Source organism: Paramuribaculum intestinale (genome assembly GCF_030759015.1).
Taxonomy (GTDB): domain Bacteria; phylum Bacteroidota; class Bacteroidia; order Bacteroidales; family Muribaculaceae; genus Paramuribaculum; species Paramuribaculum intestinale.
The window spans coordinates 3,018,444-3,040,871 of the sequence record NZ_CP098825.1 but is presented as its reverse complement, the minus strand read 5'-3'; the positions used below and the strand labels follow the sequence as shown (position 1 = coordinate 3,040,871).

Here is a 22,428-nt window from a genome sequence, read left to right as displayed (position 1 = left end):
CAAATTGTCAAGATTTTTTACCCTCCGGCTTCCTTTGCAGATGGAGAGCCGCATGGACACACCCGACAAGCAGCGCGCCCCCCGCGATATTTCCCAAGGTGGCGGGAATCAGATTGGCTGTGACAGCCTCGCCGACACCCACAGGAGCACCCTCCATCATACCAAGCGGTATGAAGAACATGTTGGCTATCGAGTGTTCGTAGCCCAGAGCCACAAACGCCATCACCGGCAGCCAGCATCCGGCCATCTTGGACAGCAGCGTGCGACCCGACAGAGCGAGCCACACAGCCAGACACACACACCAGTTGGCGCCGACACCCTTGACAAACACCGTCAGCCACGGCATCGACACCTTGGCCACCGCGATACGCTGCATGGCGCTGTGCCACGGGTCGGCAGCAGTCAGCCCCACAGCATATACCATCAGCCATGTGAACAGCAGAGCGCCCACAAAGTTGCCCAGATAGACGAGAGTCCAGTTGCGCGCCACCTCGCCGGCAGTGCACCGGCGGCTCATGAAAGCGGGTATCAGCAGGGCATTGTTGCCCGTGAACAGCTCTGCCCCGAGCACCACCACCAGTATCAGCCCTATCGGGAACATAGCTCCCGACAGCACACGCTGCAACGCCGGATTGGCCTCAGTGAGACCCGGGAAGCCGTAGCCGACGATTACTGACAGCACTCCGCCGAGGGCTATATAGGCGCCGGCAAGCACCGACAGAGTCATCAGCCGTGGCAGCGAACGTCCGGTGGCCACTTTCGCTTCGGCCACCTTCAGAGTGGCCTCTATCACTTCAGGGGGGGTACGTAGATCCATTTAAGTCAAAACCATAAAGACCATAAAACCCGCCTCGGAAGCCTTTCGCAAGCTTACGGGCGGGGTGATTTGTGATTGCTATCGGTTGATTACGTCAGGCAAAGGCTTATTCCTCTACAGAACGGAGCTTCTGAACGTAAACTGCCTTCATCATCTTCTTGCGGTTGCTTACCGAAGGCTTCTCGAAGGCCTGACGGCTACGGAGTTCCTTGACTACGCCGGTCTTCTCGAATTTACGTTTGAATTTCTTGAGGGCTCTCTCGATGTTCTCGCCTTCTTTGACTTGTACGATAATCATTGTCTTGGTGTTGTTATATTTTTTTGTTTTGTATATAATTCGCTTCAATTGCGCGGCAAAATTACTGACATTTTTTTATATTACAAAAACTTTTCCGCAAAAATTCGCCCCGATCCGCCGACGAAACTCCAACGAAACTCCGCCGCGGCATGACTATTCCGAATAGTTTTACTAACTTTGCATTATATTACCTCATATATACACCTTTACTACACGCACACGACGACAGTGGAAGATACAGTTCAGGCGGTCAGCCGTATTCTGACCGATTACGTTATGGTGACAGCGCTGCTGGCAGCGGCGCTCTACTTCACCATAGCCACACGCGGAGTGCAGTTCCGCATGATAGGCGAGATGTTCCGCCAACTTGTACGCTCCGGCCGACGCCCCGCAGCGGGTCACAGAGCCGACGCCGGCAGCCACTCGTCGGTCAGCTCATTTCAGGCATTCGCCATCTCCATAGCATCGCGGGTAGGCACCGGCAACCTTGCCGGAGTGGCCACAGCCATTGCTCTCGGCGGCCCGGGAGCCGTATTCTGGATGTGGGTCATAGCCCTGCTCGGATCATCGAGCGCATTTATCGAATCGACACTCGCACAGCTCTATAAAGTCCGTGGCGAAGGCTCATTCCGCGGCGGACCGGCCTACTATATCTCCAAAGGCATCGGCAGCCGGTGGTGGGCCGTGACGTTCGCAGTGCTGATCATCCTCACATTCGGATTCGCATTCAACACCGTGCAGTCCAACACCATAGCGAGCGCCTTCGAAGAATGCTACGCATTCCCCCGCCAGTGGATGGGCATCCTGCTGACGGCTCTCACGCTGGTCATCGTATTCGGAGGCATCCGCAGCATATCGCGCTTCAGCGAGATCGTGGTGCCGGTGATGGCCGTGGCCTACATAGTGCTGGCTATCGTGATCATCGTCATCAACATAGGCCGCATCCCGGAGATACTCTGCCTGATCGTCGAAAACGCCTTCGGATTCCATCCGGCTGCCGGCGCAACCGTAGGCATGGCTCTTTCGCTCGGCATCAAGCGCGGCCTCTTCAGCAACGAGGCCGGCGAAGGATCCACACCCAACGCCGCAGCCACGGCGGCCGTGTCACATCCCGTAAAACAAGGGCTCATACAGACACTCGGCGTCTATACCGACACGCTGATCATCTGCTCGGCCACGGCATTCATAATCCTCTGCAGCGGACTGTTTATCGACGGACACGACGGCATCGTACTCACGCAGAAAGCCATCGACTCGCAACTCGGAGGCGGCCACCGCTACGGATCGGTATTCGTCAGCATCGCCATTCTGTTTTTCGCCTTCACAAGCATCATCGCCAACTACTATTACGGCGAGACCAACCTCCGGTTTATCCGCGACAACGCCCTGCTCATACGCGCATATCGCCTGGCCGTAGGCACAATGGTATATCTCGGAGCGGTCATGTCGCTCGACCTCGTATGGGGATTCGCCGACATCACCATGGCCCTCATGACACTATGCAATCTGGCGGCCATAGCTCTGCTCGGACGTCAGGCCATAACGCTGCTCCACGACTACCGCCGACAGTTGCGGCAGGGTCACGACCCTGTCTACCGCTCTTCGACCATCCCGGAGATTGCCGACCGCACGGAATGCTGGCCTTGACACTCACCTTCACGACACTTCAACCTACAATGATCCACAACGATATACATCAGGCGCTCCGGGAGAGAGTGCTGACACTCGACGGAGCCATGGGCACCATGCTCCAGAAAGCCCGAGCCGAAGCAGGATGCATCGATCTGCTCTGCCTGTCGTCGCCCGACACCATTGAGGACATCCACCTGCAGTATCTGCAGGCGGGAGCCGACATCATCACCACCGACACGTTCAATGCCAACGCCCTGTCGCTCTCACGCTACGGAGCGTCGCATCTCGTCAAGGATATATGCCGCGAGGCGGTGGCTGCCGCCCGTCGGGCCATCCGACGCATCGGCCGACAGGCATGGATAGCGGGCGACGTCGGCCCCACAGGCAAGTCGCTCTCGATGACCTCCGATGACACCGATGTCGACTTCGACACCCTGCGCGCGGCCTATCTCGAACAGATCGACGCGATCGCCCGAGCCGGAGCCGACCTGATACTGCTCGAAACCATATTCGACACCCTCAACGCCAAAGCCGCCATATCGGCGCTGCTCGAAGTCAGGGAGTCAACCGGACTGGAACTGCCGCTCATGGTATCGGCCACGCTCACCGAGAGCGGACGTCTGCTGTCGGGACAGACCCTTGAGGCGTTTATCGTCAGCATTTCCCACGCGCGGCCGCTGTCGGTCGGACTCAACTGCGGATTCGGAGCCGAGCAGGCCATCGAATTCCTGCCGCAGCTGCAACACGCGACATGCGCCGTCAGCCTTCACCCCAACGCCGGACTGCCCGACGCCATGGGATGCTACACCTCCACACCCTCCGACATGACAGCGGCACTACGCCGGCCGCTGGCCGACGGGATGCTCAACATCGTCGGAGGATGCTGCGGCACCACCCCGGCCCACATCCGTGCCATAGCCGCCGAGGCTGCGGCCGCCCGTCCGAGGAATATTCCTGACTGTGACCCCGCTGCTCCGCTCCAGCTCGCCGGACTCGAGGCGCTCACAGTCGCCCCCGACCGTCTGACCCCCGTCGGCGAACGCTGCAACGTGGCCGGAAGCCGCAAATTCCTGCGCCTGATCAAGGAGGGAAATCTCAACGAGGCCATAGCGATAGCCGCCGCGCAGACCGACGCCGGAGCGCGTATCATCGACATCAACATGGACGACGCGCTGCTCGACGCCGCGCGCGAGATGCAACGGTTCGTGCGACTTGCCTCGGCCGAACCCGACGTGGCGCGGGTGCCATTTATGATCGACTCGTCGCAATGGGAAGTAGTGGAGAGCACTCTTAAACTTGTACAGGGCAAACCGGTGGTCAACTCCATCAGCCTCAAGGAGGGCGAAGAGGAGATGATACGCCGCGCGCGCCACATCAGTTCGATGGGAGCCGCCATGGTGGTCATGGCCTTCGACGAACGCGGACAGGCCGACACCTTCGAGCGCAAGACCGAAGTGTGCGCTCGCGCCTACCGCCTGCTGACAGATGCCGGCATCGCACCCTCCGACATCATCTTCGATCCCAACATACTCGCCGTGGCCACCGGCATAGAACATCATGCGCGCTACGGACTCGACTTCATACGCGCCGCACGCTGGATACGCCAGAATCTGCCCGGAGCGGGCGTCAGCGGAGGCCTGAGCAACCTATCCTTCTCCTTCCGGGGCAACAATTTCGTCAGAGAAGCCATCCACGCCATATTTCTCGCCAACGCCGCAGGAAGCTCCGGCATGAACATGGCCATCGTCAATCCGTCGACACTTATCGACACGGCCACCATTCCAGAGCCGCTCGCCGAAGCTATAACCGACACACTGCTCTGCCGACGAGCCGATGCCGACGAGCGGCTGATTGCGGTCGCTGCCTTCACCGATGCGCCGGGACGCAAGGCTTCGCCGGCGACACAGCCCGAAGCTCCCGACACAGTTTCGACACCATGCAGCCGGCTGGCCGATGCAGTGGTCAAGGGACGCGCCGACGCGCTGCCCACGCTTCTTCAGGAAGCGCAGGCCGAGGCCGGATCGGCATTCGCGCTCGTCGAAGGGCCGCTCATGCAGGGCATGGACCGCGTCGGACACCTGTTCGGCGAAGGACGCATGTTCCTGCCGCAGGTAGTCAAGAGCGCCCGGCTGATGCAGCAGGCCGTGGAGCTGCTCACTCCGGCCATCGAGGCTGAGAAGGCTGCGGCGCCCGGCAATGCCGGACGCCGCAATCCGCGCATGGTCATAGCCACCGTCCGCGGCGACGTCCACGACATCGGCAAAAACATAGTGGCGGTAGTGATGCGATGCAACGGCTTCGATATAACCGACCTCGGAGTGATGGTCGAGGGCGAGCGCATAGTCAGCGAGGCGCAGCGGCTTGAAGCCGACCTCGTAGGACTTAGCGGACTCATCACCCCCTCTCTGGCCGAAATGGCCGAAGTGGCCCGGCTGATGCAACAGGCCGGCATGAGCACGCCGCTGCTCGTGGGCGGAGCCGCCGCGTCGGTGCTCCACACGGCTCTGCGCATTGCACCCTGCTATTCCGGACCGACATTCTACACCCACGACGCCGCGTCGCTCCCCACACTGGCAGCAAAGCTCATCGACCCGCGCCATGCAGATGAAACCATAAGCCGCAATGCCGCCGACCAGGCCCGGCGACGCGAGGAATATACCGCCCCTCAACATCCTGCGACAGAAACAGTGCCCGACGCCCCCGCTGCGCCCGCAACCCCTGCGCCCACACCCGCACGGGAAGGACTCCACACTCTGCATCCATCGGTCGAAGAGCTCCGCCCGCTCATCAACTGGAGGGCGTTTCTGGCCGCATGGCGCACATCGGCCTGCACCGACGAGGCGCGCGACGTCACCGACGACGCCAACCGAGTGATCGATCTCCTGCAACAGCGCGAAGCCACACTCACGGCCCGTATCCTCCTATGCCACGCCCGATCGCAGGGACTCGACATCAACGTGACGTCGGCCGACGGAAGCATCACCATCCCCACACTGCGCAAAGCCGAACCGAGCGAGATCGACGGACTCCGGCCTGCCATAGCCGACTTCATAGCTCCCGAAGGCGACTGGATCGGACTCTTTGCCGTCACCACCGCAGGAGATATCGCCGCCTACACCGACGAAATGAGGCTACAGGGCGACCCCTACGCAGCCATCACGGCACAGCTCGTGGCCGACCGGCTCGCCGAAGCCGCAGCCGAATGGCTTCACCGACTGACAGCTACCGAGATCTGGGGATTCTCCACCGACACCTCGGCCATAGGCATACGCCCCGCCGTAGGCTACCCCTCGCTCCCCGACCAAAGCATCATACATCTGCTCGACCGGCTGATACACTACGACGAGATCGGCGTCACAGTCACAGAAAACGGAGCAATGTCACCCTCGGCCACCGTCAGCGGACTGATCATTGCGGCACCCGGCGCAAGATACTTCACCATCGGACATCTCACCGACGAAGCGCGCGCCGACTACGCACGGCGTCGCGGACTGACGCCCCACGCCCTCGCCCGCTTCCTCCCCCGCTGACAACGCCGCTCACACACCCCCTTTCTCTCTCCTCTCCTCGTATTCTCTCTCCTCTCCTCTCATTTCCTCTCCTCTAAGGGCGGGGAAGATCTATGCGGAAAGTAGTGGAATGGCCGGGCACAGAGCCCTTCACGTATATACGTCCCCCGTGGTAGTCGTCGACTATGCGGCGCGCAAGCGTCAGGCCAAGGCCCCACCCCCGCTCCTTTGTGGTGAATCCCGGACGGAACACCGTGCGGAATCTCTTGCGCGGCAACCCGTGACCCGAATCGGTCACCTCTATCGACGTACCGCCGTCCGAGCGCGGAACGACACTCACGCTCAACCGCCCACGACCCTCCATGGCGTCGACAGCGTTTTTGATCAGACACTCCATGACCCATTCGAGCAGAGGCGGACATATCAGAGCCACAGCACCACCCGACCGGTCGTCGAAACTCCACTCCACACCGCGCGACACACGTCCCCGCATATAATCCACCGCATGACCCGCACATGCACCCACCGTGGCCGGCTGAAGCTTCGGCTTGGAACCTATCTTTGAAAACCGCGCCGCGATATCGGCCAGACGCCTCACGTCGGCATCGATCTGCTCCACAGCCTCCGGCATATCGCCCCGGTCGCGCAGTATCTCGTTCCACGCCATGAGCGACGAAATCGGAGTGCCGAGCTGATGGGCCGTCTCCTTCGACAGACCCACCCACACCTTGTTCTGCTCCGACCGCTTGGTCGTGGCTACGGCAAAATACACCATCCCCACAAACGTCACCGTCAGTAATATCTGAAGATAAGGATAGTAATTGAGCCTCCGCAGCAGCCGCGAATCCTCATAATATAGATACTGCTGCTCGCCAGGAGCCACAGCCACCGGTATGACCCTCCCCCCGCGGCGCATATCCTCCAGCCGCTCCTCAAGAAAAGCCCTGTTGGCCTCGCCATAGCCCAGACTGTCCGCACGGTCGGGCAGATCGAAATTACGGTGGAGAAGCATTGTCCCGGCTGAGTCGACGAGCATCACCGGTATCGAACGGTTGGCCTCTATCACCGACAGCATGAAATCCACACCGTCGTCGGCACCCTGACTGTCGGCCGCAAGCCGGCGGGTGGCCTCGGCCCACAACTCCATGCGCTGACGCTCCTGCTCCTCCAGATCATTCACCAGACCCGACGAAAAGAGCACGAAAAATCCCATCACGGCCACAGCCGCCGCCACGAGCGCCACCACACCCTGACGATGTAAAGAATACGTTTCCACAATCATCTAACGCCGGATTCGCCCGATTATTTCCCACACCACTGACACCTTTGCGACATTTCAACATAAAATCCCTTTCCCGCAGTAAAAAATCACTAAAACTGAATCAACACAGAACAATACTACCGGATTAATGATTATCTTTGCAGACACGACAACTGACATAACCAAACAAATAATAGAGTAAAGAATTATGAAAAAGAAATTTATCTGCACAGTATGCGGCTACGTCCACGAAGGCGACGAAGCACCCGAAAAGTGCCCCCTCTGCGGCGCTCCCAAAAGCAAATTCAAGGAACTCACACCCGATGAGGCCCTCAAGTTTGTCACCGAGCACCAGATCGGAGTGGCCAAGGACACCGACGCCGAGATGATAGCCGACCTAAACGCACACTTTAACGGCGAATGCACCGAAGTAGGCATGTATCTGGCCATGTCGCGCCAGGCCGACCGCGAAGGCTACCCCGAAATCGCCGACGCATTCAAGCGCTACGCATTCGAGGAAGCCGAGCACGCCGCCAAGTTTGCCGAACTCCTCGGCGAGCATGTATGGGACACCAAGACCAACCTTGAAAAGCGTATGGCCGCAGAGGCCGGCGCCAACGAGGACAAGATGCGCATCGCAGCACGCGCCAAGCAGCTCAACCTCGACGCCATCCACGACACCGTACACGAAATGGCCAAGGACGAAGCCCGTCACGGCCAAGGCTTCCAGGGTCTCTACAACCGCTTCTTCAAGAAGTAATCCACCGACCACCAATCCCACCTATAACCCCACAGGGCGCTGTACCATACCCCGGCACAGCGCCCTGCCTGTCTCCCCCCGGATTGACAACCACCCTCCCCTCCGATCCCCCGGTTACTCCGACCCCTCCGACTATCTCCTCCCGCCGGATGAGATAACACCATCGGAGCCGCGGAGCGTGCGGGCAGACAGAATCCCCGGTTCGGAGCGGGCGACACCCCGCGTCAGCGGAGGTGGCGACCTGCGTAGACCGGGGGGCAGAGCGTTCACCCCATTCGGCCGAGCCGCTGAGCGTGCGAGATCAGCCGCACCGCGCCAGCCCAGGCCACCTATCAGACGCACGTCGGCCCCGCGGCGGATGCCACGGAGCCGACACTATATGACTTACACCTGTCTTTTCAGCTGTCGATCTGCGAAGCCAGCTCGCGGAGCGCACGGAGCGAATCGTCAGAGAGACGACTGCGTATAGTGACCGGCTCGCCCACGACTGTCATGTCATTCATCGCCGACAGCATGGCCGACATCTTGCGTGCCGCCACCGGAGCCCACGAACCGTTCTCCACCAGACCCACACGCCGCCCGCGCAGACCCTTGCTCTGGAGATGATGCAGGAAACGGTGCATCGCCGGGAACATGTTGGCGTCGAGAGTCACCGAACACAACACCATCGAATCATATTTGAACGCCAGGCTGACAGCCTCCGACACATCTGTTGCCGCCAGATCCACCGCCACCACCTCGCAACCCGAAGCCCGAAGCATCCCTGCGAGCGCCAGAGCCGCATCGGCTGTGCCGCCATAGACCGAAGCGTAGGCCACGAGCACGCCGCGGCGCTCAGCCTCATAGCGGCTCCACTTCTCGTACAGACCGAGATAGTGTCCGAGATCCGATTTCAGCACCGGCCCGTGAAGCGGAGCTATCACGTCGACAGTCAGCTGCGAGAGCTTGCGCAGAAGCGCCTGCACCTGATTGCCGTACTTGCCCACGATATTGGCATAATAGCGGCGCGCCTCGTCGTCCCAGCCGCCGCCGAGACCGACAGCGCCGAAACGTCCGAAAGCGTCGGCCGAGAACAGCACACTCTCCGACTCCTCGAACGCCACCATCACCTCAGGCCAGTGGACCATCGGTGCAGCGTAAAACCGCAGTCTGTGGTCGCCCAGATCTATCACATCACCCTCCTTCACCTCCATTAGGCGCCCGGCGAAGTCCACACCGGAGAAAAACTGCGGCAACATCTGCAGAGCCGCTTTCCCGGCCACGATCTTCATTCCCGGCCAGCGCACGAGCGCCCTGACGATATTCGACGAGTGATCAGGCTCGGCATGGAGCATCACCAGATAGTCGGGCTGACGACCCTCGAGAGCGGCGGTCAGATTGTCGAGCCATTCGTCGCCATATTCGGCGTCGACACTGTCGAGTATCGCCGAGTGGGTCGATCCGGACACGACATAACTGTTGTAGGACATCCCCGACGGAAGCGGATACTGGCTCTCAAACATCTTGCGGCCCGTGTCGTCGACCCCCGCATATCTTATGGCATCGCTTATATCGTACATGTTTTTACCTGTCTGTTGAAACGTTATCTTTCCGATCCTCACGCGAGACTCCACTCCCAGCCGTCGCGGGTATCCTTTACATTGAATCCGATCTCCTTCAGGCGGTCGCGTATCAGATCGCTCGTTGCCCAGTCCTTCTTTGCCTTCGCCTCGGCGCGTATCTGCAGCAGAAGCTCCACCGCGTCCTCAAACGGCTTGAGACGGGCGCCGCTTCCGGCCGAAGCAGCTCCAAGCTCGTCGGTCACGCCGAGTATATCGCCCAGGAAGGTGTCAAACAGACGGCGGAGAGCGTCGATATCGGCCTGCGTGGCCTTGTCATGGCCGTCGTTGATACGGTTGATCATGCCGCAGGCATCAAACAGAGCCGCAATCACCACCGGAGTGTTGAGATCATCGTCGAGAGCTTCGTAGCAGCGTGATTCGACTGCGGCCACGTCGACCGTCGACTCGTCCGACGCCTTGAGCTGTTCCAGACGTCGACGACCCTCGAGCATACGCTGCAGAGCCTTCTCCGACGCCTGCAGAGCCTCGTTGCTGAAATCGACAGTGCCGCGGTAGTGGGCCTGAAGTATGAAGAAGCGTATGGTCATCGGCGAATAGGCCTGCGTAAGCAGCGGATGCGAGCCGCTGAAAAATTCGTCAAGAGTGATGAAATTACCCAACGACTTGCCCATCTTCTGGCCGTTGATGGTGATCATATTGTTGTGCATCCAGTAGCGCACGGCGTCGTGACCGTTGTGGGCCACCGACTGCGCTATCTCGCACTCGTGATGGGGAAATTTCAGATCCATGCCGCCGCCATGTATGTCGAACGGCTCGCCGAGATACTTCTCGCTCATCACCGAGCACTCCAGATGCCATCCCGGGAATCCCTCGCTCCAGGGCGAAGGCCAGTGCATGATATGCTCCGGAGCTGCCTTCTTCCACAGAGCGAAATCGGCCGGATTGCGCTTCTCCTGCTGCCCGTCGAGTTCGCGGGTCGTGGCGAGAAGCTCGTCGATATTGCGGCCGGAAAGCTTGCCGTAGGCATGATCGCGGTTATACTTCGGGACGTCGAAGTAGACCGATCCCTCGCTCTCATATGCATATCCGCTCTCAAGTATCTTCTTGATGTAGTCGATCTGCTCTATTATATGACCCGAGGCATGAGGCTCTATCGAGGGAGGAAGCACATTGAGCCGCGCCATGGCATCGTGGTAGCGGTTGAGATAGTGCTGCACCACCTCCATCGGCTCAAGCTGCTCCAGACGGGCCTTCTTGGCCACCTTGTCCTCGCCAGAGTCGGCATCGTGTTCCAGATGACCCACATCGGTGATGTTGCGCACATAGCGCACCTTGTAGCCCAGATGCGTGAGATAACGGTAGAGAACATCGAAAGTGATCGCCGGGCGAGCATGGCCGAGATGGCCGTCGCCATATACCGTCGGACCACACACATACATGCCCACCTTGCCGGGGTGTATCGGGACAAACAGCTGCTTGGAGCGCGTCAGAGAGTTGTAGAGAGCCAGATTGTTTTGCTTCATGATGATGTCGTGGAGGGGAGGTGTTACTACGGGATGTAAAAAAAAGAGAGAGGGGGGCATGGTCAAGCCATGCCTCCCGGAATGAATGGATTCGGTATGCCGCCGTCAGTCGGAGCGCTGCCGCCGTTCTTGCCCTTGGGCGTCTTGTGGCGGATCTCGCCGAACGTCGCCTCATACTTGCGCACAGCGTCGTTGAGGGCGAAGAGCAGCCCTTTGGCATGTTCGGGAGCCATTATGATACGGCTCTGAACCCGCGCCTGAGGCACATTGGGCGATACCGATATGAAATCTATGAAGAACTCGCTGGGAGCATGGCTCACTATCGCCAGATTGGCATAGCGGCCGTCGGCCACCTCAGGCGGGAAATCAATCTTAAGTTCCTGCGGCCCCGTCGGATTGTCGTTGTTGCCGCTCATTGCTTCTTGATGGTGAATAGTTTGCCGTCGGCGCTTATCTCGCAGCCCTGCGAAGAGCCGCCGTTGACGCTGCTGTTGGTGTTGTTGATATGTATCTTCAGACCAAGGCAGGTCGAAAGATTCCAAACCTCTGATATGTCGTAGGTGGCTATCAGGGTAGCGCTGTTTACAGAGCCTGTCGAGGCACCGGTGCCGAGATTCTCGAAATACATGTAGGCCTCGGGATAGTCATTGTTGACGGTAGCCGGATCGATCACAAACTTGGGATTGATACGGGCCTCAAGGTTGTAGGGAACCAGAGCGGCCATATTGATCCACTTTCCGCTACGGAACATCGTCTGCAGATAGATCGAGCTTATATCCTGCCAGTTGGAAGGCACGGGATCGGTCAGCGATGCTTTCACATTCGGAATGGAAGCGCACTGGGTCAGGCTGACTACCATACCCTCGGTCAGTCCCGTCGACGGAGTGGTGAACGACACATACACGCGCTGGCCTATGAGCACATCGGCAGGCATAGAGCCCTGGGCACGGAATGTGATCGGCTGAGAGTCGTTCATCTCCTGGAAAGAGAAAGTGATCATACCGCCGGCGCTACCCTCGTAGGTCACCACGTTGGAGTAGTACATCTTGTTGTCGTCATCTCCGCCTGAATTGCAGGCTGTCAGTCCGAGCGACATCGCTATCAGAGCGACGATCGCCATGAGCTTGAAGTTTTTCATACGTTTCTTTTCTGTGTTTTTATTGTTTATTATCTGTGTTTTTATTTGGTTTCTATGGATGTTATCATACCGTCCGCCATCATGATGCGCCGGTCGGTGTCGGCGGCAAGGTTCTCGTCGTGGGTGACGATCACAAACGTCTGCCCGAAGTCGCGCCGCAGATCGAAGAAGAGCCGGTGAAGCTCGGCGCGGTTGCGCGAGTCAAGACTCCCCGACGGCTCGTCGGCGAGCACGGCCATGGGATCGTTGACCAGAGCGCGGGCCACCGCCGCCCGCTGGCGTTCGCCCCCCGACAATTCCGAAGGACGATGATCCATGCGCTGCGACAAGCCGAGATAGTCCACCAGACGCCGAGCCGCTGCGAAAGCATCGGAGCGCTTGCGACCGCCGATCAGAGCCGGCATGGCCACATTCTCCAGCAACGTGAATTCAGGCAGCAGCTGATGGAACTGAAACACGAAGCCCACGTTGCGGTTGCGGAACCGCGCCAGACGCGAGGCATTCATCGACAGAGGATCCTCGCCGTCGAAACTCACCCGCCCGCTGTCCGGACGGTCGAGAGTGCCCATGATCTGAAGCAGCGTTGTCTTGCCGGCGCCGCTCGGCCCGACTATCGACACGATCTCTCCGGCATCGACCCGCAGGTCTACGCCTTTGAGCACCTGAAGCCCTTCGAAACTCTTGGTGATACCTTGCACTTCTATCATGGCAATCGCAAAATTACTATAAAATCCATAGTCCCCTCAGGTAATTTGTCGTTTTTAACTCAAATAAGGGAATCTTTACGTCGCCGGCATCCCGCCAGAAGCGTCGCGCCGGCGTATCTCCACACGCCGGATCTTGCCGGAGATGGTCTTGGGCAGCTCGTCGACAAATTCTATCACACGCGGATACTTGTAGGGAGCCGTGGCCTGCTTGACATGATGCTGAAGCTCCTTGACAAGCTCCTCGCCCGCACGGCGCTTCCAGTCAGGCGCCAGCACCACGGTAGCCTTCACCACCTGGCCACGTATCTCGTCGGGCACGCCGGTTATGGCACACTCCACCACCGCCGGATGGGTCATCAGGGCACTCTCCACCTCAAACGGGCCGATGCGGTAGCCGGAGCTTTTGATCACATCGTCCACACGACCCACATACCACAGATAGCCGTCCTCGTCGCGCCACGCCAGATCGCCCGTATGGTAATACCCTCCCCGGGTGGCATAGGCCGTCAGCTCCGGATCGCGGTAATACTCCTTGAAGAGTCCGGCCGGACGGCTTCCGTCCTCCGGCAGTTTCACCACGATCTCGCCCTGCTCGCCATCCTCGGCCGGAGTGCCGTCGGGAAGCAGAAGTCTCACGTCATAGCACGGATTGGGCACACCCATCGCTCCGGGCCTCGGCTCAAGCCACGGCATAGTGGCTATCGTAAGGGTGGTTTCGGTCTGGCCGAATCCCTCCATAAGCCTGATGCCTGTCTGTTTCAGAAAGGCATCGAACACCGCCGGATTGAGCGCCTCGCCCGCTATGGTGCAGTGGCGCAGCGACGACAGGTCGTAGTCGGACATATTCTCGCGAATGAGGAAGCGGAATATCGTCGGAGGGGCGCAGAGGGTGGTGATGCGGTGGCGCTCTATCATGCGGAGCATGTCGGCCGGAGTGAATTTCTCATGTTCGTAGACAAACACCGTCGCTCCGGCTATCCACTGTCCGTAGAGCTTTCCCCACACGGCCTTGCCCCAGCCCGTATCGGCTATCGTCAGATGCAGGTCGTCCGGACCGAGATCGTGCCACAGCGAACCCGTGGCTATATGCCCGAGCGGATAAGTGAAGTCGTGAGCCACCATCTTCGGTTCTCCGGTAGTGCCGGAGGTGAAATACATCAGCATCGTGTCGCTGTTGTCGTTCTTCGGTTCGGGTCGCTTCCACTCCCCTGCCGAGGCTATGCCGTCGGCAAAACTGTGGAATCCCTCCGGCACCTCAGGCCCCACGCTTATCAGAGTGTCGACCGACGGAGAGTCGGGCATGGCGGCCTCCACATGAGGGAGCACATTGCTGTCGCCCACACACACTATCGCCTTTATAGTGGCGGCGTTGCAGCGATACACTATGTCGCCGGCCGTCAGCAGATGAGTGGCCGGAATCGCGACGGCGCCGATCTTGTGGAGAGCTATGATCGACAGCCAGAACTCCACACGCCGGCGGAGTATGAGCATCACCATGTCGCCGCGCCCTATGCCGAGACTGCTGAAAAACGAAGCGGTGCGGTCGGTCAGATCCTTTATCTCGGCAAACGTGTACGACCGTTCATGCCCCTTGTCGTTGGTCCAGAGCAGAGCGCGCTTGTCGGGCTGCTCGGCGGCCCATGCGTCGACCACATCGTAAGCGAAATTGAAGTGGTCGGGTATGTCGATACTGAAATTATCGATAAAATCCTGCTGCGACGTGAAGCGGCTACGTTTTGTGAAACGTTCTATCATGATGATGTGAGATTTTGCGTCAGAATATTATTGCGAGAAATTTCACTGGCTTGCCTCCGGTGGCCACCACGCGGTGACCCAGTTCGGCGTTGAAATATATGCTGTCGCCGGTGGCGAGCTCGGCTATTCGGCCGCCGATATGAAGCTCCATCGAGCCCTCGAGCACAATATTGAACTCCTGTCCGGCATGGGTGGTCTCAGCCGGAAGCGGCGCGCCTGCGGCAAGAGGATGCACAGTGACGATAAACGGATCAGCCCTCCGGCCGGCAAAGCCGGCGGCAAGCGATCGGTAGCTGTAGGCGCTCGACCGCTCCACAAGCGCGCCCTGTCCGCGGCGGGTGATGAAATAGCTGCTCATGCGAGGCTCGTCGCCGAAGAGAAGCGCCGGAAGCTCCACGCCACACTTCGTGGCTATGCGCTGCAGCGTGCTCATGGCTATATCATGCTCGCCGCGCTCCATCATGGCGTAGGTGGCGGTGTCCACCTCACACATCTCGGCCATGGCCTCGACGGTTACGTCCATTGCCTCGCGCAGACCTTTGAGCCGCTGCGCTATCTGTTGAAGATGATCCATAAACAATAGTTTGATCGTGATAATAATCCTGCATCCGCCCTCAACGAGGCTGTACGCCCTTTTGAGTATCGCGTGATAGGCTATAGGATGAATGTCTGTGGTATGAACCTGCTATAAAAACGACCGGGCGGGGTAGGTTGTTCCGCAAAAAACACTATATTCTCCACTCCGTACCGCATCCGGCTACATGGAATGATCCGGTTCACCGGTCGCGCTCTATGATGTAGCGGAATATGTCGGCAAGAGCCTCGGCTGCTTTGCCCGACGGCGATGCCACCCGCTCAAGCTCGGCGATACCCTCCGATGCCAGCTCCTCCATCCGTGCGTAGGCGTAGTCTATGCCTCCGCCACGGCGGGCGAAGTCGATAAGCACGGCTATCTCGTCGTCAGAAAGTTCATCCTTGCCCACAAGTTCACGCATCGACGCCGCTTCGGCGAGATCCGTGCGGTTGAGCGCCGACAGCAACGGCAGCGTCACCTTGCCTTCGCGCAGATCATTGCCCACAGGCTTACCTATGGTCGCAGCGTCGTCCGAATAGTCAAATATATCATCCCTGATCTGAAAACAGAGACCGAGAAGCTCGGCATAGCGACGCATCGGCGCAAGCTGCTCTTCGCTCGCCCCGACGGCATAGCCTCCGATCTCCACACACGACACAAACAGCGAGGCCGTCTTGCGGCGGATCACTTCAAGATAGGCCGACTCGTCAAGACAATGATAGCGTGCGTTGTATATCTGGTCGATCTCTCCGAGCGAAAGCAGACGGCCAAGACTCGCTATAGAGCTGACCACGCGGATATCCTCGGTCGACAAGGCCTGCTGCAGCGAGGAGCTGACGAAAAAATCACCAACCAGCACCGCTATGTGATTGTCCCACCGACTGTTGACGGTTGGCCGACCGCGGCGCATCTTCGACTCGTCGATCACATCGTCGTGGAGCAGCGATGCGTTGTGGAGCAGCTCCACGGCGGCAGCGCCGGCCATCACACGGTCGTTGACCTCCCCGAGCATCTTCGCGGTCAGTATCACCAGTATCGGACGTATCATCTTGCCCTTCGACTTCAAATAGCCCTCCACAACACTGTTCATCAGCTGATTGCCCGAGCCGAGCGCACTGTCGATACGCCGGGCGAGCGCTTCAAGTTCGGGAGCTATGGTGTTTCTTATCTCTTCGAGGGTCATCATCTGTCAAGGGTGAAAAATGAGTTGCAAAATTACAAAATATCATGCGAATTCCCCATATTTTACCACCGAAGATTATTGCCGCCTTGACAAATATCGACATTTTTACTAACTCTCCACGGCGCTGACGCCGCCGGACCTCGCGAAATCCGACCGCACTCACACCCGCGCAACCGAAATCGGTCACATCAGCGCAACAAGACCGGCCTCCCGCCACACCAAGAACCGCCCTCTAAGAAACTGTTTAAATTTAATTGTGAGGTTCATTGAGAGGATTTTATGAGGTGTTTTTACGAGTCGAAGAGGGAGCATAGCGAGCTATGTGACCGATGAGACTCGGTGAAAACATCCATAAAAGACCTCAAGGAAGCCACAAGATTCACTATATAAAAAATTTCGAATTAATTTTAAACAGTTTCTAATATGCGGAATTCGGCAGATCGAGCTCTTTTTTTATGCGGACCACTTCCTCATCCGAGGGCATATTGGAAAAGCCATATCCGTCACTTTGTGGATTCAGTATATAATACGCCCTCACGAGTCTGTGCGGATCGTTGGTTATATAATCCGGCAACGTTCCGGAAATCTTGTTGTTGCTCATCTCAATACAATTTTCAATCCCCCAATGACATCTGTACAGCCCTATCTGATGATAGTCAACACTTGTATATCCATTACCTTTTATTTGGATACAGTACCGCTGCTTGTTCTGCATATTTATCGACGGGACTTGGCCGGAAAGATTTTCATTATTGGTTATAACCACGTTAAACTCTTGGCGATAATCCAGATCACGACCCAAAGTCGACAAATCGGGGAGTGTGGTCAACAATGGATTGTCTTGTATGAAAAACTGCCACATTTCCGCTAAATTCATATTGCAATCTACTGAGGTCAACAAGGTTTCCTTCAACCCTAATCCGGTTACATTTTGTCCGAAATTCTCAGGCAGCTGACCTTCCCAGCCCGGACCCATGATGACGACAGTCTCAAGATACTCAAGATCGGCAAACGCCTCGGAAACATGCCCCGGCAACCTGTAGTCATAAGCGCAGACCACCATTCCCACAATATGATTTTTCCCATCTTCACACATCCGCCAGTACACCTTCCAGTCAGGTGGAAGAGAATTGATTTTTTTGGATCCCATTTATGCTGATACTCATAATACACCGGCCCGGCAGCCATGATCTTGCACAACGCTATAGAATCAACCTCGCTATTGATACGATCGACAACCGGACCATCATCATTACACCCTGTCGCAACCATGGCCAGACACGTTGCGGCTATCGCCACCACGATCACATGTAAAAGATATTGCATTTTTTTCATGGCTATATTTGTTAAATAGTTACATCGGTTAAACAGCAAAGTGTACTGCCATCAATATCCATAAGACATCATAATGTTTTGCCTTATAGCCGGCATAATACAATTCTCTCCCTAAGGAATATTACACCTATGGATGCCCAAAGATAAAGATTCGCATCTATCAAACCAAAATAATTTGGTTAACAAGTGCAAATCAAGGTAAAGATATCAGATGTCAGAGAAGATTGTCAGGAAAACGCATCTGTATATAGTGGCGCACGAGAGCCACTATGTCGTCGGCAGAAAGAAGCGATGTGTCAAAAGTCAGATCATAACTCGATGCGGCTCCCCAGGTCTTGTCGGTATAGAAATTGTAGTAATTGGCTCTGAGGCGATTGATCTTTTCAGCGCGTGCACGCGCCTTTTCGCGGCTCAGCGACGGATCGCGTGCCACTATGCGGTCGATACACCGCTCCATCGGGGCATGCACAAAAAGGTTGACCGTGCGGGGATGATCGCGGAGCACATAGTCCGACGAACGGCCTACTATCACACACGAACCGGTGTCGGCGAGCGAATGGATAAAATCGGACTGTGCGCGATAGAGCGAATCGTCGCTTATAGAGGTGGAACCGGCATATATATTGCTCGGCGACATACCGAATGCAAACGAAAAAATACCGTTGAGAAACGACGGAAAGCGCTCATCGTTCTTTTCAAAAAACTCAGTGCTCACGCCGGCGCGCTGCGCGGCTTCGTGGAGCAGTTCCTTGTCATAATACCTGAATCCGAACGCATCGGCCAGTCTGCGCCCTATCTCACGGCCGCCGCTGCCGAACTGGCGTCCGACGGTGATCGTCACATGTCTGTTGTCGGCTGAATTGGTCTTGTCAGAGTCTTTCATGGGAATACATCCGTTTTTATTCGTTCAACTTATACAAAAGAGCAACACGAGCAACTGAGCCACGACCACACGCGAAAACATGGCGAGCGGATAGGCTGTGGCATAGCCCACCGACGGAGCGTCACACTCCATCGTGGAGTTGGAATAGTCGAGAGCCATAGGATTGGCCATGGCTCCGCACAGCATTCCGCACGCCGTAGGAAAATCAACCTTGGCCCACCTTACCGCCACGTATGCCATGAGAAGCGTAGGCAAGAAAGTGATCGCCAGACCGGCGGAGATCCATATCAGTCCATCGGAGCGCATTATAGTGTCGAGAAAATGCGCGCCGGCATCCAGTCCCAGACAGGCCAGATAGAGCGACAGACCTATGCCGCGCAGCATCAGGTTGGCCGACCGGGTGGTATATGTCACGAGGCCGAAGCGGGGTCCGAACCGGCTTATGATTATACCCACTACTATCGGGCCGCCGGCCAGGCCGAGCTTTACCGGCGTTGACACTCCCGGAATGGCGATAGGCACCGATCCGAGCAGCAGCCCGAGGGTCAGACCGATAAAGATGGCCGCCATGTTGGGATCGCGCAGCGCAGTGGCGGTGTTGCCGAGCACTTTCTCGACATTTTCCACAGCCTTGGCCTCGCCGACAACCGTCAGACGGTCGCCGATCTGCAGCACGAGTTCAGGCGTGGCGAGCAGCGTCACACCCGAACGCAACACACGCGATATATTGATTCCATAACTGTTGCGCAGCCGTAGCGATCCGAGCTTCTTGCCGTTGATCTCCGGCCGTGTCACTATGATATGCTTGGATATTAGCGACGAATCGATGGCATCCCAGTCGATATCGTCGGCGTTCCAGTCGGTTTTCTCCTGCGCACCGAAGAGGATGGTCAGCGCCGGAGCATCGTGTTCCGTGGTGATCACCAGCAGCCGGTCCCCCTCCATCAGTTCGGTGTCGGAGGTCGGAATGCTGACATGACCCGAACGCCACAGACGCGAGATGACAAAATGATGGTTGATAAGCTCGGCCGCCTCCCTCACCGTCTTGCCGTACACGGCAGGATTATGCACCTGGAAGGCGGCGATATAAGTCTGATTTGTTTCTTCGCTGACCGCACGCTTCATATCCGACGGCCTCACGAACAGCCTGCGGGCCACGATTATGGCAAGGATCACCCCCACCACACCCAGAGGATAGGTGACCGCACACGACAGTGCGGCACCGTTAGCCGACAGTCCTATCTGCTGCAGAGCCTGCTGCGCGGCGCCGAGCGAGGGAGTATTGGTGGTGGCCCCGGCTATTATGCCCACCATATCGGCCATGGGGATGCTGAAACCCAACGTCATGGCCACAGCCAGCAGCGTGCCGAGCATCACAAGCGTCAGACCGAGCACATTGAGTTTCACTCCGCCGGTGCGGAAAGAGCTGAAAAATCCCGGACCCACCTTCAGGCCAAGCTCATAGACAAACAGCACCAGTCCGAAACTCTCGGCATAAAGAAGCATCTGATGATCGATCGACAGCCCCACATGCCCGGCCAGAATGCCAGCGAAAAACACCCAGGTGACGCCCAGAGTGATGCCGCAAATCTTTATCTTCCCCAGACCGAGCCCCACCGCCACAATGAGCGAGAGCACTATCACGGCCTGCAGAGCCGAATGCTGCAATATCGCGCTTTCAAGCCATTCCATGATGCAGTGTCATTAGCCGCGAAAAGGGCGTTATCTGTCGGCGAATCCGGCCAGACGGGCCAGATATTTGCCTATGATGTCAAACTCGATATTCACGCGGCTTCCCACCCCGATCTCGCAGAAGTTGGTGTGATCCATGGTATAGGGGATGATTGCCACACGAAACGACCGGGCCTCGGAGTCACACACCGTCAGGCTCACGCCGTTGACCGTCACCGACCCTTTTTCGACCGTCATGTAGCCCCTTGCTGCCATGGCCGGATCGATGTCATACTCAAACTTGAAATAGCGGCTGCCGTCGGCATCCTCTATGCCGGTGCACACCGCCGTGGTGTCAACATGTCCCTGCACGATATGGCCGTCAAGACGTCCGTTGACAGGCATACTGCGCTCCAGATTGACGAGCGAGCCCTCGCGGAGATCGCCGAGATTGGAGCGGCGCAGCGTCTCGCTGATGGCTGTGACCGTATAGGTGCCGTCGCCCGGAAGGGCGACCACCGTAAGGCACACGCCGTTATGGGCAAGCGACTGATCGATACGCAGTTCGTCGGCCAGATCCCACTGTAGGGTGAGATGCACGTTACCCTCGTCGGCCACGACCGACACCACACGGGCGGTTCCTTCTACTATTCCTGAAAACATGTCTTTTTTCGGCATTGGGTTATACAGAGTGTCAAGCCCGCCCGACTGCAAAACTGCGGGACGGCCTAACACGCTACGAAAGTACTCATTTTTTTTTACTTCCCAAAACAATAATGCCGCGCCACGCGACTCACCTGGCAACACACCCCTCGACTCCCACGCAATCATCCCCTCCGCGGTTTCCACAATCATCCCTCCGCAAACGTAAGGGTGCTGCGCCGGAACATAACTTCCTGGCACAGCACCTTTGATTTCACTACTCAAGCGGGAGGCGTCGTCAGAGTGTTTCAGACAGCAGAAGCCGCGCTGACACGTCCGTCCCTGCGAACTTCGACGCCACGCGGGCGCGGATTATCACTCAAGATCGCGGGGTATGGCCACGATACGGAGCTTGCAGTCGTTGATGAAGCGCATGATATTGTCGCGCACCTCCGAGGGAGCCACGTCGGCTTCGATACGCTTCATGGCGTTGAACACCGATGTGCCGGTCTGGTACACATGACGGTAGGCCTTGGCCACATCATCGACCTGATCGTCGGTGAAGCCATGCTTGCGCATCACCACAGCGTTGACACCGAAGTAGCTCGTCGGGTTGTGGGCCATGATCACGTAGGGAGGCACATTGCCGGTAATGCGGCAGCCGCCCTTGATAAGCACCCAGTCGCCCACGCGCGAATTCTCGTGGAGCATCACACCCGACGAGAGGATGGAGCACTCGCCCACCTCGGCGTCGCCGGCTATGGTCACGCCGTTGCCTATCACGCAGCGGCCCTTGATGACCGTATCGTGCCCTATATGGGTGTCGGCCATGATGAATGTGTCGTCGCCCACACGGGTGCCACCCTCGGTGCCTATGCCGCGGTTGATTATCACATGCTCGCGTATCACGTTGTTGTCGCCCACGTAGCAGTAGGTCTTCTCGCCCTTCCAGCGGAAATCCTGCGGGTCGGCGCCGATGATAGTGCCCTGATACACCCTGTTGTTGCGACCCATGCGGGAGCCGCGTATTATGGACGTGTACGACATTATCTCGCAGCCGTCGCCTATCTCCACGTCAGCGTCGATAAACGCGAAAGGATGGATGGTGACATTGTCGCCGAGTTTGGCCGTCGGATCGACATGGGCCAGTGGACTGATGTTGCTTGCCATGATGGAAA

At 57.8% G+C, this 22,428-nt stretch carries 20 protein-coding genes; 4 read left to right on the top strand and 16 right to left on the bottom strand.

Annotated features, from left to right (window positions below; translation table 11 throughout):
* Nucleotides 1–7: 7 nt before the first annotated feature.
* On the bottom strand, nt 8–817 hold the full coding sequence (locus NF347_RS13600) for a formate/nitrite transporter family protein (RefSeq protein WP_107036129.1): 810 nt from the start codon (nt 815–817) through the stop codon (nt 8–10).
* A 106-nt stretch (nt 818–923) separates the two neighbouring features.
* Complete coding sequence (gene rpsU, locus NF347_RS13595; RefSeq protein WP_107036134.1) at nt 924–1,115, bottom strand: 30S ribosomal protein S21; 192 nt, start codon at nt 1,113–1,115, stop codon at nt 924–926.
* 276 nt (nt 1,116–1,391) lie between these two features.
* Here rpsU and NF347_RS13590 point away from each other — a divergent pair, with 276 nt between their 5' ends.
* Together NF347_RS13590 and metH are read left to right on the top strand one after the other, a co-directional pair.
* Nucleotides 1,392–2,762, top strand: a complete 1,371-nt coding sequence (locus NF347_RS13590; RefSeq protein WP_107036135.1) for an alanine/glycine:cation symporter family protein — start codon at nt 1,392–1,394, stop codon at nt 2,760–2,762.
* A gap of 29 nt (nt 2,763–2,791) precedes the next feature.
* Nucleotides 2,792–6,277, top strand: coding sequence for a methionine synthase (metH, locus tag NF347_RS13585; protein WP_107036136.1), 3,486 nt, complete (start codon nt 2,792–2,794; stop codon nt 6,275–6,277).
* 73 nt (nt 6,278–6,350) lie between these two features.
* Here the strand turns inward: metH and NF347_RS13580 are convergent, their stop codons facing one another.
* A complete protein-coding gene (locus tag NF347_RS13580) occupies nt 6,351–7,532 on the bottom strand; it encodes a sensor histidine kinase (protein ID WP_148061032.1) in 1,182 nt (393 codons plus the stop codon).
* Between the two features lie 193 nt (nt 7,533–7,725).
* Between NF347_RS13580 and NF347_RS13575 the strand changes: the two genes are divergently transcribed.
* Nucleotides 7,726–8,277: an NADH peroxidase gene (locus tag NF347_RS13575; RefSeq protein WP_107036131.1), complete on the top strand. Its 552-nt coding sequence runs from the start codon at nt 7,726–7,728 to the stop codon at nt 8,275–8,277.
* 398 nt (nt 8,278–8,675) lie between these two features.
* Here the strand turns inward: NF347_RS13575 and NF347_RS13570 are convergent, their stop codons facing one another.
* The 9 genes from NF347_RS13570 to NF347_RS13530 form a co-directional block, all read right to left on the bottom strand.
* Nucleotides 8,676–9,836: an FprA family A-type flavoprotein gene (locus tag NF347_RS13570; protein ID WP_107681722.1), complete on the bottom strand. Its 1,161-nt coding sequence runs from the start codon at nt 9,834–9,836 to the stop codon at nt 8,676–8,678.
* Between the two features lie 38 nt (nt 9,837–9,874).
* Nucleotides 9,875–11,362, bottom strand: a complete 1,488-nt coding sequence (gene cysS, locus NF347_RS13565) for a cysteine--tRNA ligase (protein ID WP_107036711.1) — start codon at nt 11,360–11,362, stop codon at nt 9,875–9,877.
* Between the two features lie 62 nt (nt 11,363–11,424).
* Nucleotides 11,425–11,778, bottom strand: a complete 354-nt coding sequence (locus tag NF347_RS13560) for a DUF3467 domain-containing protein (protein WP_107036712.1) — start codon at nt 11,776–11,778, stop codon at nt 11,425–11,427.
* A complete protein-coding gene (locus tag NF347_RS13555; RefSeq protein WP_107036713.1) occupies nt 11,775–12,500 on the bottom strand; it encodes a hypothetical protein in 726 nt (241 codons plus the stop codon). Before NF347_RS13555 ends, NF347_RS13560 begins: the two co-directional genes overlap by 4 nt.
* Nucleotides 12,501–12,541: 41 nt before the next feature.
* Nucleotides 12,542–13,207 (bottom strand): ABC transporter ATP-binding protein, encoded by a 666-nt coding sequence (locus NF347_RS13550; protein ID WP_107036714.1) that lies wholly within the window; start codon nt 13,205–13,207, stop codon nt 12,542–12,544.
* A gap of 75 nt (nt 13,208–13,282) precedes the next feature.
* The gene (locus NF347_RS13545; RefSeq protein WP_107681723.1) at nt 13,283–14,962 is read right to left on the bottom strand and encodes an AMP-binding protein; all 1,680 of its coding nucleotides are present in this window, start codon (nt 14,960–14,962) and stop codon (nt 13,283–13,285) included.
* A gap of 19 nt (nt 14,963–14,981) precedes the next feature.
* The gene (locus NF347_RS13540; RefSeq protein ID WP_107036716.1) at nt 14,982–15,536 is read right to left on the bottom strand and encodes a helix-turn-helix domain-containing protein; all 555 of its coding nucleotides are present in this window, start codon (nt 15,534–15,536) and stop codon (nt 14,982–14,984) included.
* Between the two features lie 202 nt (nt 15,537–15,738).
* Nucleotides 15,739–16,722, bottom strand: coding sequence for a polyprenyl synthetase family protein (locus tag NF347_RS13535; RefSeq protein ID WP_107681724.1), 984 nt, complete (start codon nt 16,720–16,722; stop codon nt 15,739–15,741).
* A 415-nt stretch (nt 16,723–17,137) separates the two neighbouring features.
* Nucleotides 17,138–17,869, bottom strand: coding sequence for a hypothetical protein (locus tag NF347_RS13530; RefSeq protein ID WP_107036718.1), 732 nt, complete (start codon nt 17,867–17,869; stop codon nt 17,138–17,140).
* A 2-nt stretch (nt 17,870–17,871) separates the two neighbouring features.
* Between NF347_RS13530 and NF347_RS13525 the strand changes: the two genes are divergently transcribed.
* Nucleotides 17,872–18,033, top strand: coding sequence for a hypothetical protein (locus NF347_RS13525; protein ID WP_161953432.1), 162 nt, complete (start codon nt 17,872–17,874; stop codon nt 18,031–18,033).
* A gap of 235 nt (nt 18,034–18,268) precedes the next feature.
* Here NF347_RS13525 and NF347_RS13520 read toward each other — a convergent pair whose 3' ends face one another.
* The 4 genes from NF347_RS13520 to lpxA all read right to left on the bottom strand — a co-directional run bounded on the left by NF347_RS13520 (nt 18,269) and on the right by lpxA (nt 22,420).
* Nucleotides 18,269–18,937, bottom strand: coding sequence for a cytidylate kinase-like family protein (locus tag NF347_RS13520; protein WP_107036719.1), 669 nt, complete (start codon nt 18,935–18,937; stop codon nt 18,269–18,271).
* A gap of 24 nt (nt 18,938–18,961) precedes the next feature.
* The gene (locus NF347_RS13515) at nt 18,962–20,629 is read right to left on the bottom strand and encodes a putative transporter (RefSeq protein WP_107681506.1); all 1,668 of its coding nucleotides are present in this window, start codon (nt 20,627–20,629) and stop codon (nt 18,962–18,964) included.
* 30 nt (nt 20,630–20,659) lie between these two features.
* On the bottom strand, nt 20,660–21,271 hold the full coding sequence (locus NF347_RS13510; RefSeq protein ID WP_107036726.1) for a riboflavin synthase: 612 nt from the start codon (nt 21,269–21,271) through the stop codon (nt 20,660–20,662).
* Between the two features lie 354 nt (nt 21,272–21,625).
* Nucleotides 21,626–22,420: an acyl-ACP--UDP-N-acetylglucosamine O-acyltransferase gene (lpxA, locus tag NF347_RS13505; protein ID WP_107681507.1), complete on the bottom strand. Its 795-nt coding sequence runs from the start codon at nt 22,418–22,420 to the stop codon at nt 21,626–21,628.
* Nucleotides 22,421–22,428: the final 8 nt, after the last annotated feature.

What these genes read in the sequence shown, in the direction of transcription:
- NF347_RS13600 (WP_107036129.1), bottom strand. Translation starts at nt 817, where the DNA reads ATGGATCTACGTACCCCCCCTGAAGTGATAGAGGCCACTCTGAAGGTG.
- rpsU (WP_107036134.1), bottom strand. Translation starts at nt 1,115, where the DNA reads ATGATTATCGTACAAGTCAAAGAAGGCGAGAACATCGAGAGAGCCCTC.
- NF347_RS13590 (WP_107036135.1), top strand. Translation starts at nt 1,392, where the DNA reads ATGGTGACAGCGCTGCTGGCAGCGGCGCTCTACTTCACCATAGCCACA.
- metH (WP_107036136.1), top strand. Translation starts at nt 2,792, where the DNA reads ATGATCCACAACGATATACATCAGGCGCTCCGGGAGAGAGTGCTGACA.
- NF347_RS13575 (WP_107036131.1), top strand. Translation starts at nt 7,726, where the DNA reads ATGAAAAAGAAATTTATCTGCACAGTATGCGGCTACGTCCACGAAGGC.
- NF347_RS13570 (WP_107681722.1), bottom strand. Translation starts at nt 9,836, where the DNA reads ATGTACGATATAAGCGATGCCATAAGATATGCGGGGGTCGACGACACG.
- cysS (WP_107036711.1), bottom strand. Translation starts at nt 11,362, where the DNA reads ATGAAGCAAAACAATCTGGCTCTCTACAACTCTCTGACGCGCTCCAAG.
- NF347_RS13560 (WP_107036712.1), bottom strand. Translation starts at nt 11,778, where the DNA reads ATGAGCGGCAACAACGACAATCCGACGGGGCCGCAGGAACTTAAGATT.
- NF347_RS13555 (WP_107036713.1), bottom strand. Translation starts at nt 12,500, where the DNA reads ATGAAAAACTTCAAGCTCATGGCGATCGTCGCTCTGATAGCGATGTCG.
- NF347_RS13550 (WP_107036714.1), bottom strand. Translation starts at nt 13,207, where the DNA reads ATGATAGAAGTGCAAGGTATCACCAAGAGTTTCGAAGGGCTTCAGGTG.
- NF347_RS13545 (WP_107681723.1), bottom strand. Translation starts at nt 14,962, where the DNA reads ATGATAGAACGTTTCACAAAACGTAGCCGCTTCACGTCGCAGCAGGAT.
- NF347_RS13540 (WP_107036716.1), bottom strand. Translation starts at nt 15,536, where the DNA reads ATGGATCATCTTCAACAGATAGCGCAGCGGCTCAAAGGTCTGCGCGAG.
- NF347_RS13535 (WP_107681724.1), bottom strand. Translation starts at nt 16,722, where the DNA reads ATGATGACCCTCGAAGAGATAAGAAACACCATAGCTCCCGAACTTGAA.
- NF347_RS13530 (WP_107036718.1), bottom strand. Translation starts at nt 17,869, where the DNA reads ATGGGATCCAAAAAAATCAATTCTCTTCCACCTGACTGGAAGGTGTAC.
- NF347_RS13525 (WP_161953432.1), top strand. Translation starts at nt 17,872, where the DNA reads ATGCTGATACTCATAATACACCGGCCCGGCAGCCATGATCTTGCACAA.
- NF347_RS13520 (WP_107036719.1), bottom strand. Translation starts at nt 18,937, where the DNA reads ATGAAAGACTCTGACAAGACCAATTCAGCCGACAACAGACATGTGACG.
- NF347_RS13515 (WP_107681506.1), bottom strand. Translation starts at nt 20,629, where the DNA reads ATGGAATGGCTTGAAAGCGCGATATTGCAGCATTCGGCTCTGCAGGCC.
- NF347_RS13510 (WP_107036726.1), bottom strand. Translation starts at nt 21,271, where the DNA reads ATGTTTTCAGGAATAGTAGAAGGAACCGCCCGTGTGGTGTCGGTCGTG.
- lpxA (WP_107681507.1), bottom strand. Translation starts at nt 22,420, where the DNA reads ATGGCAAGCAACATCAGTCCACTGGCCCATGTCGATCCGACGGCCAAA.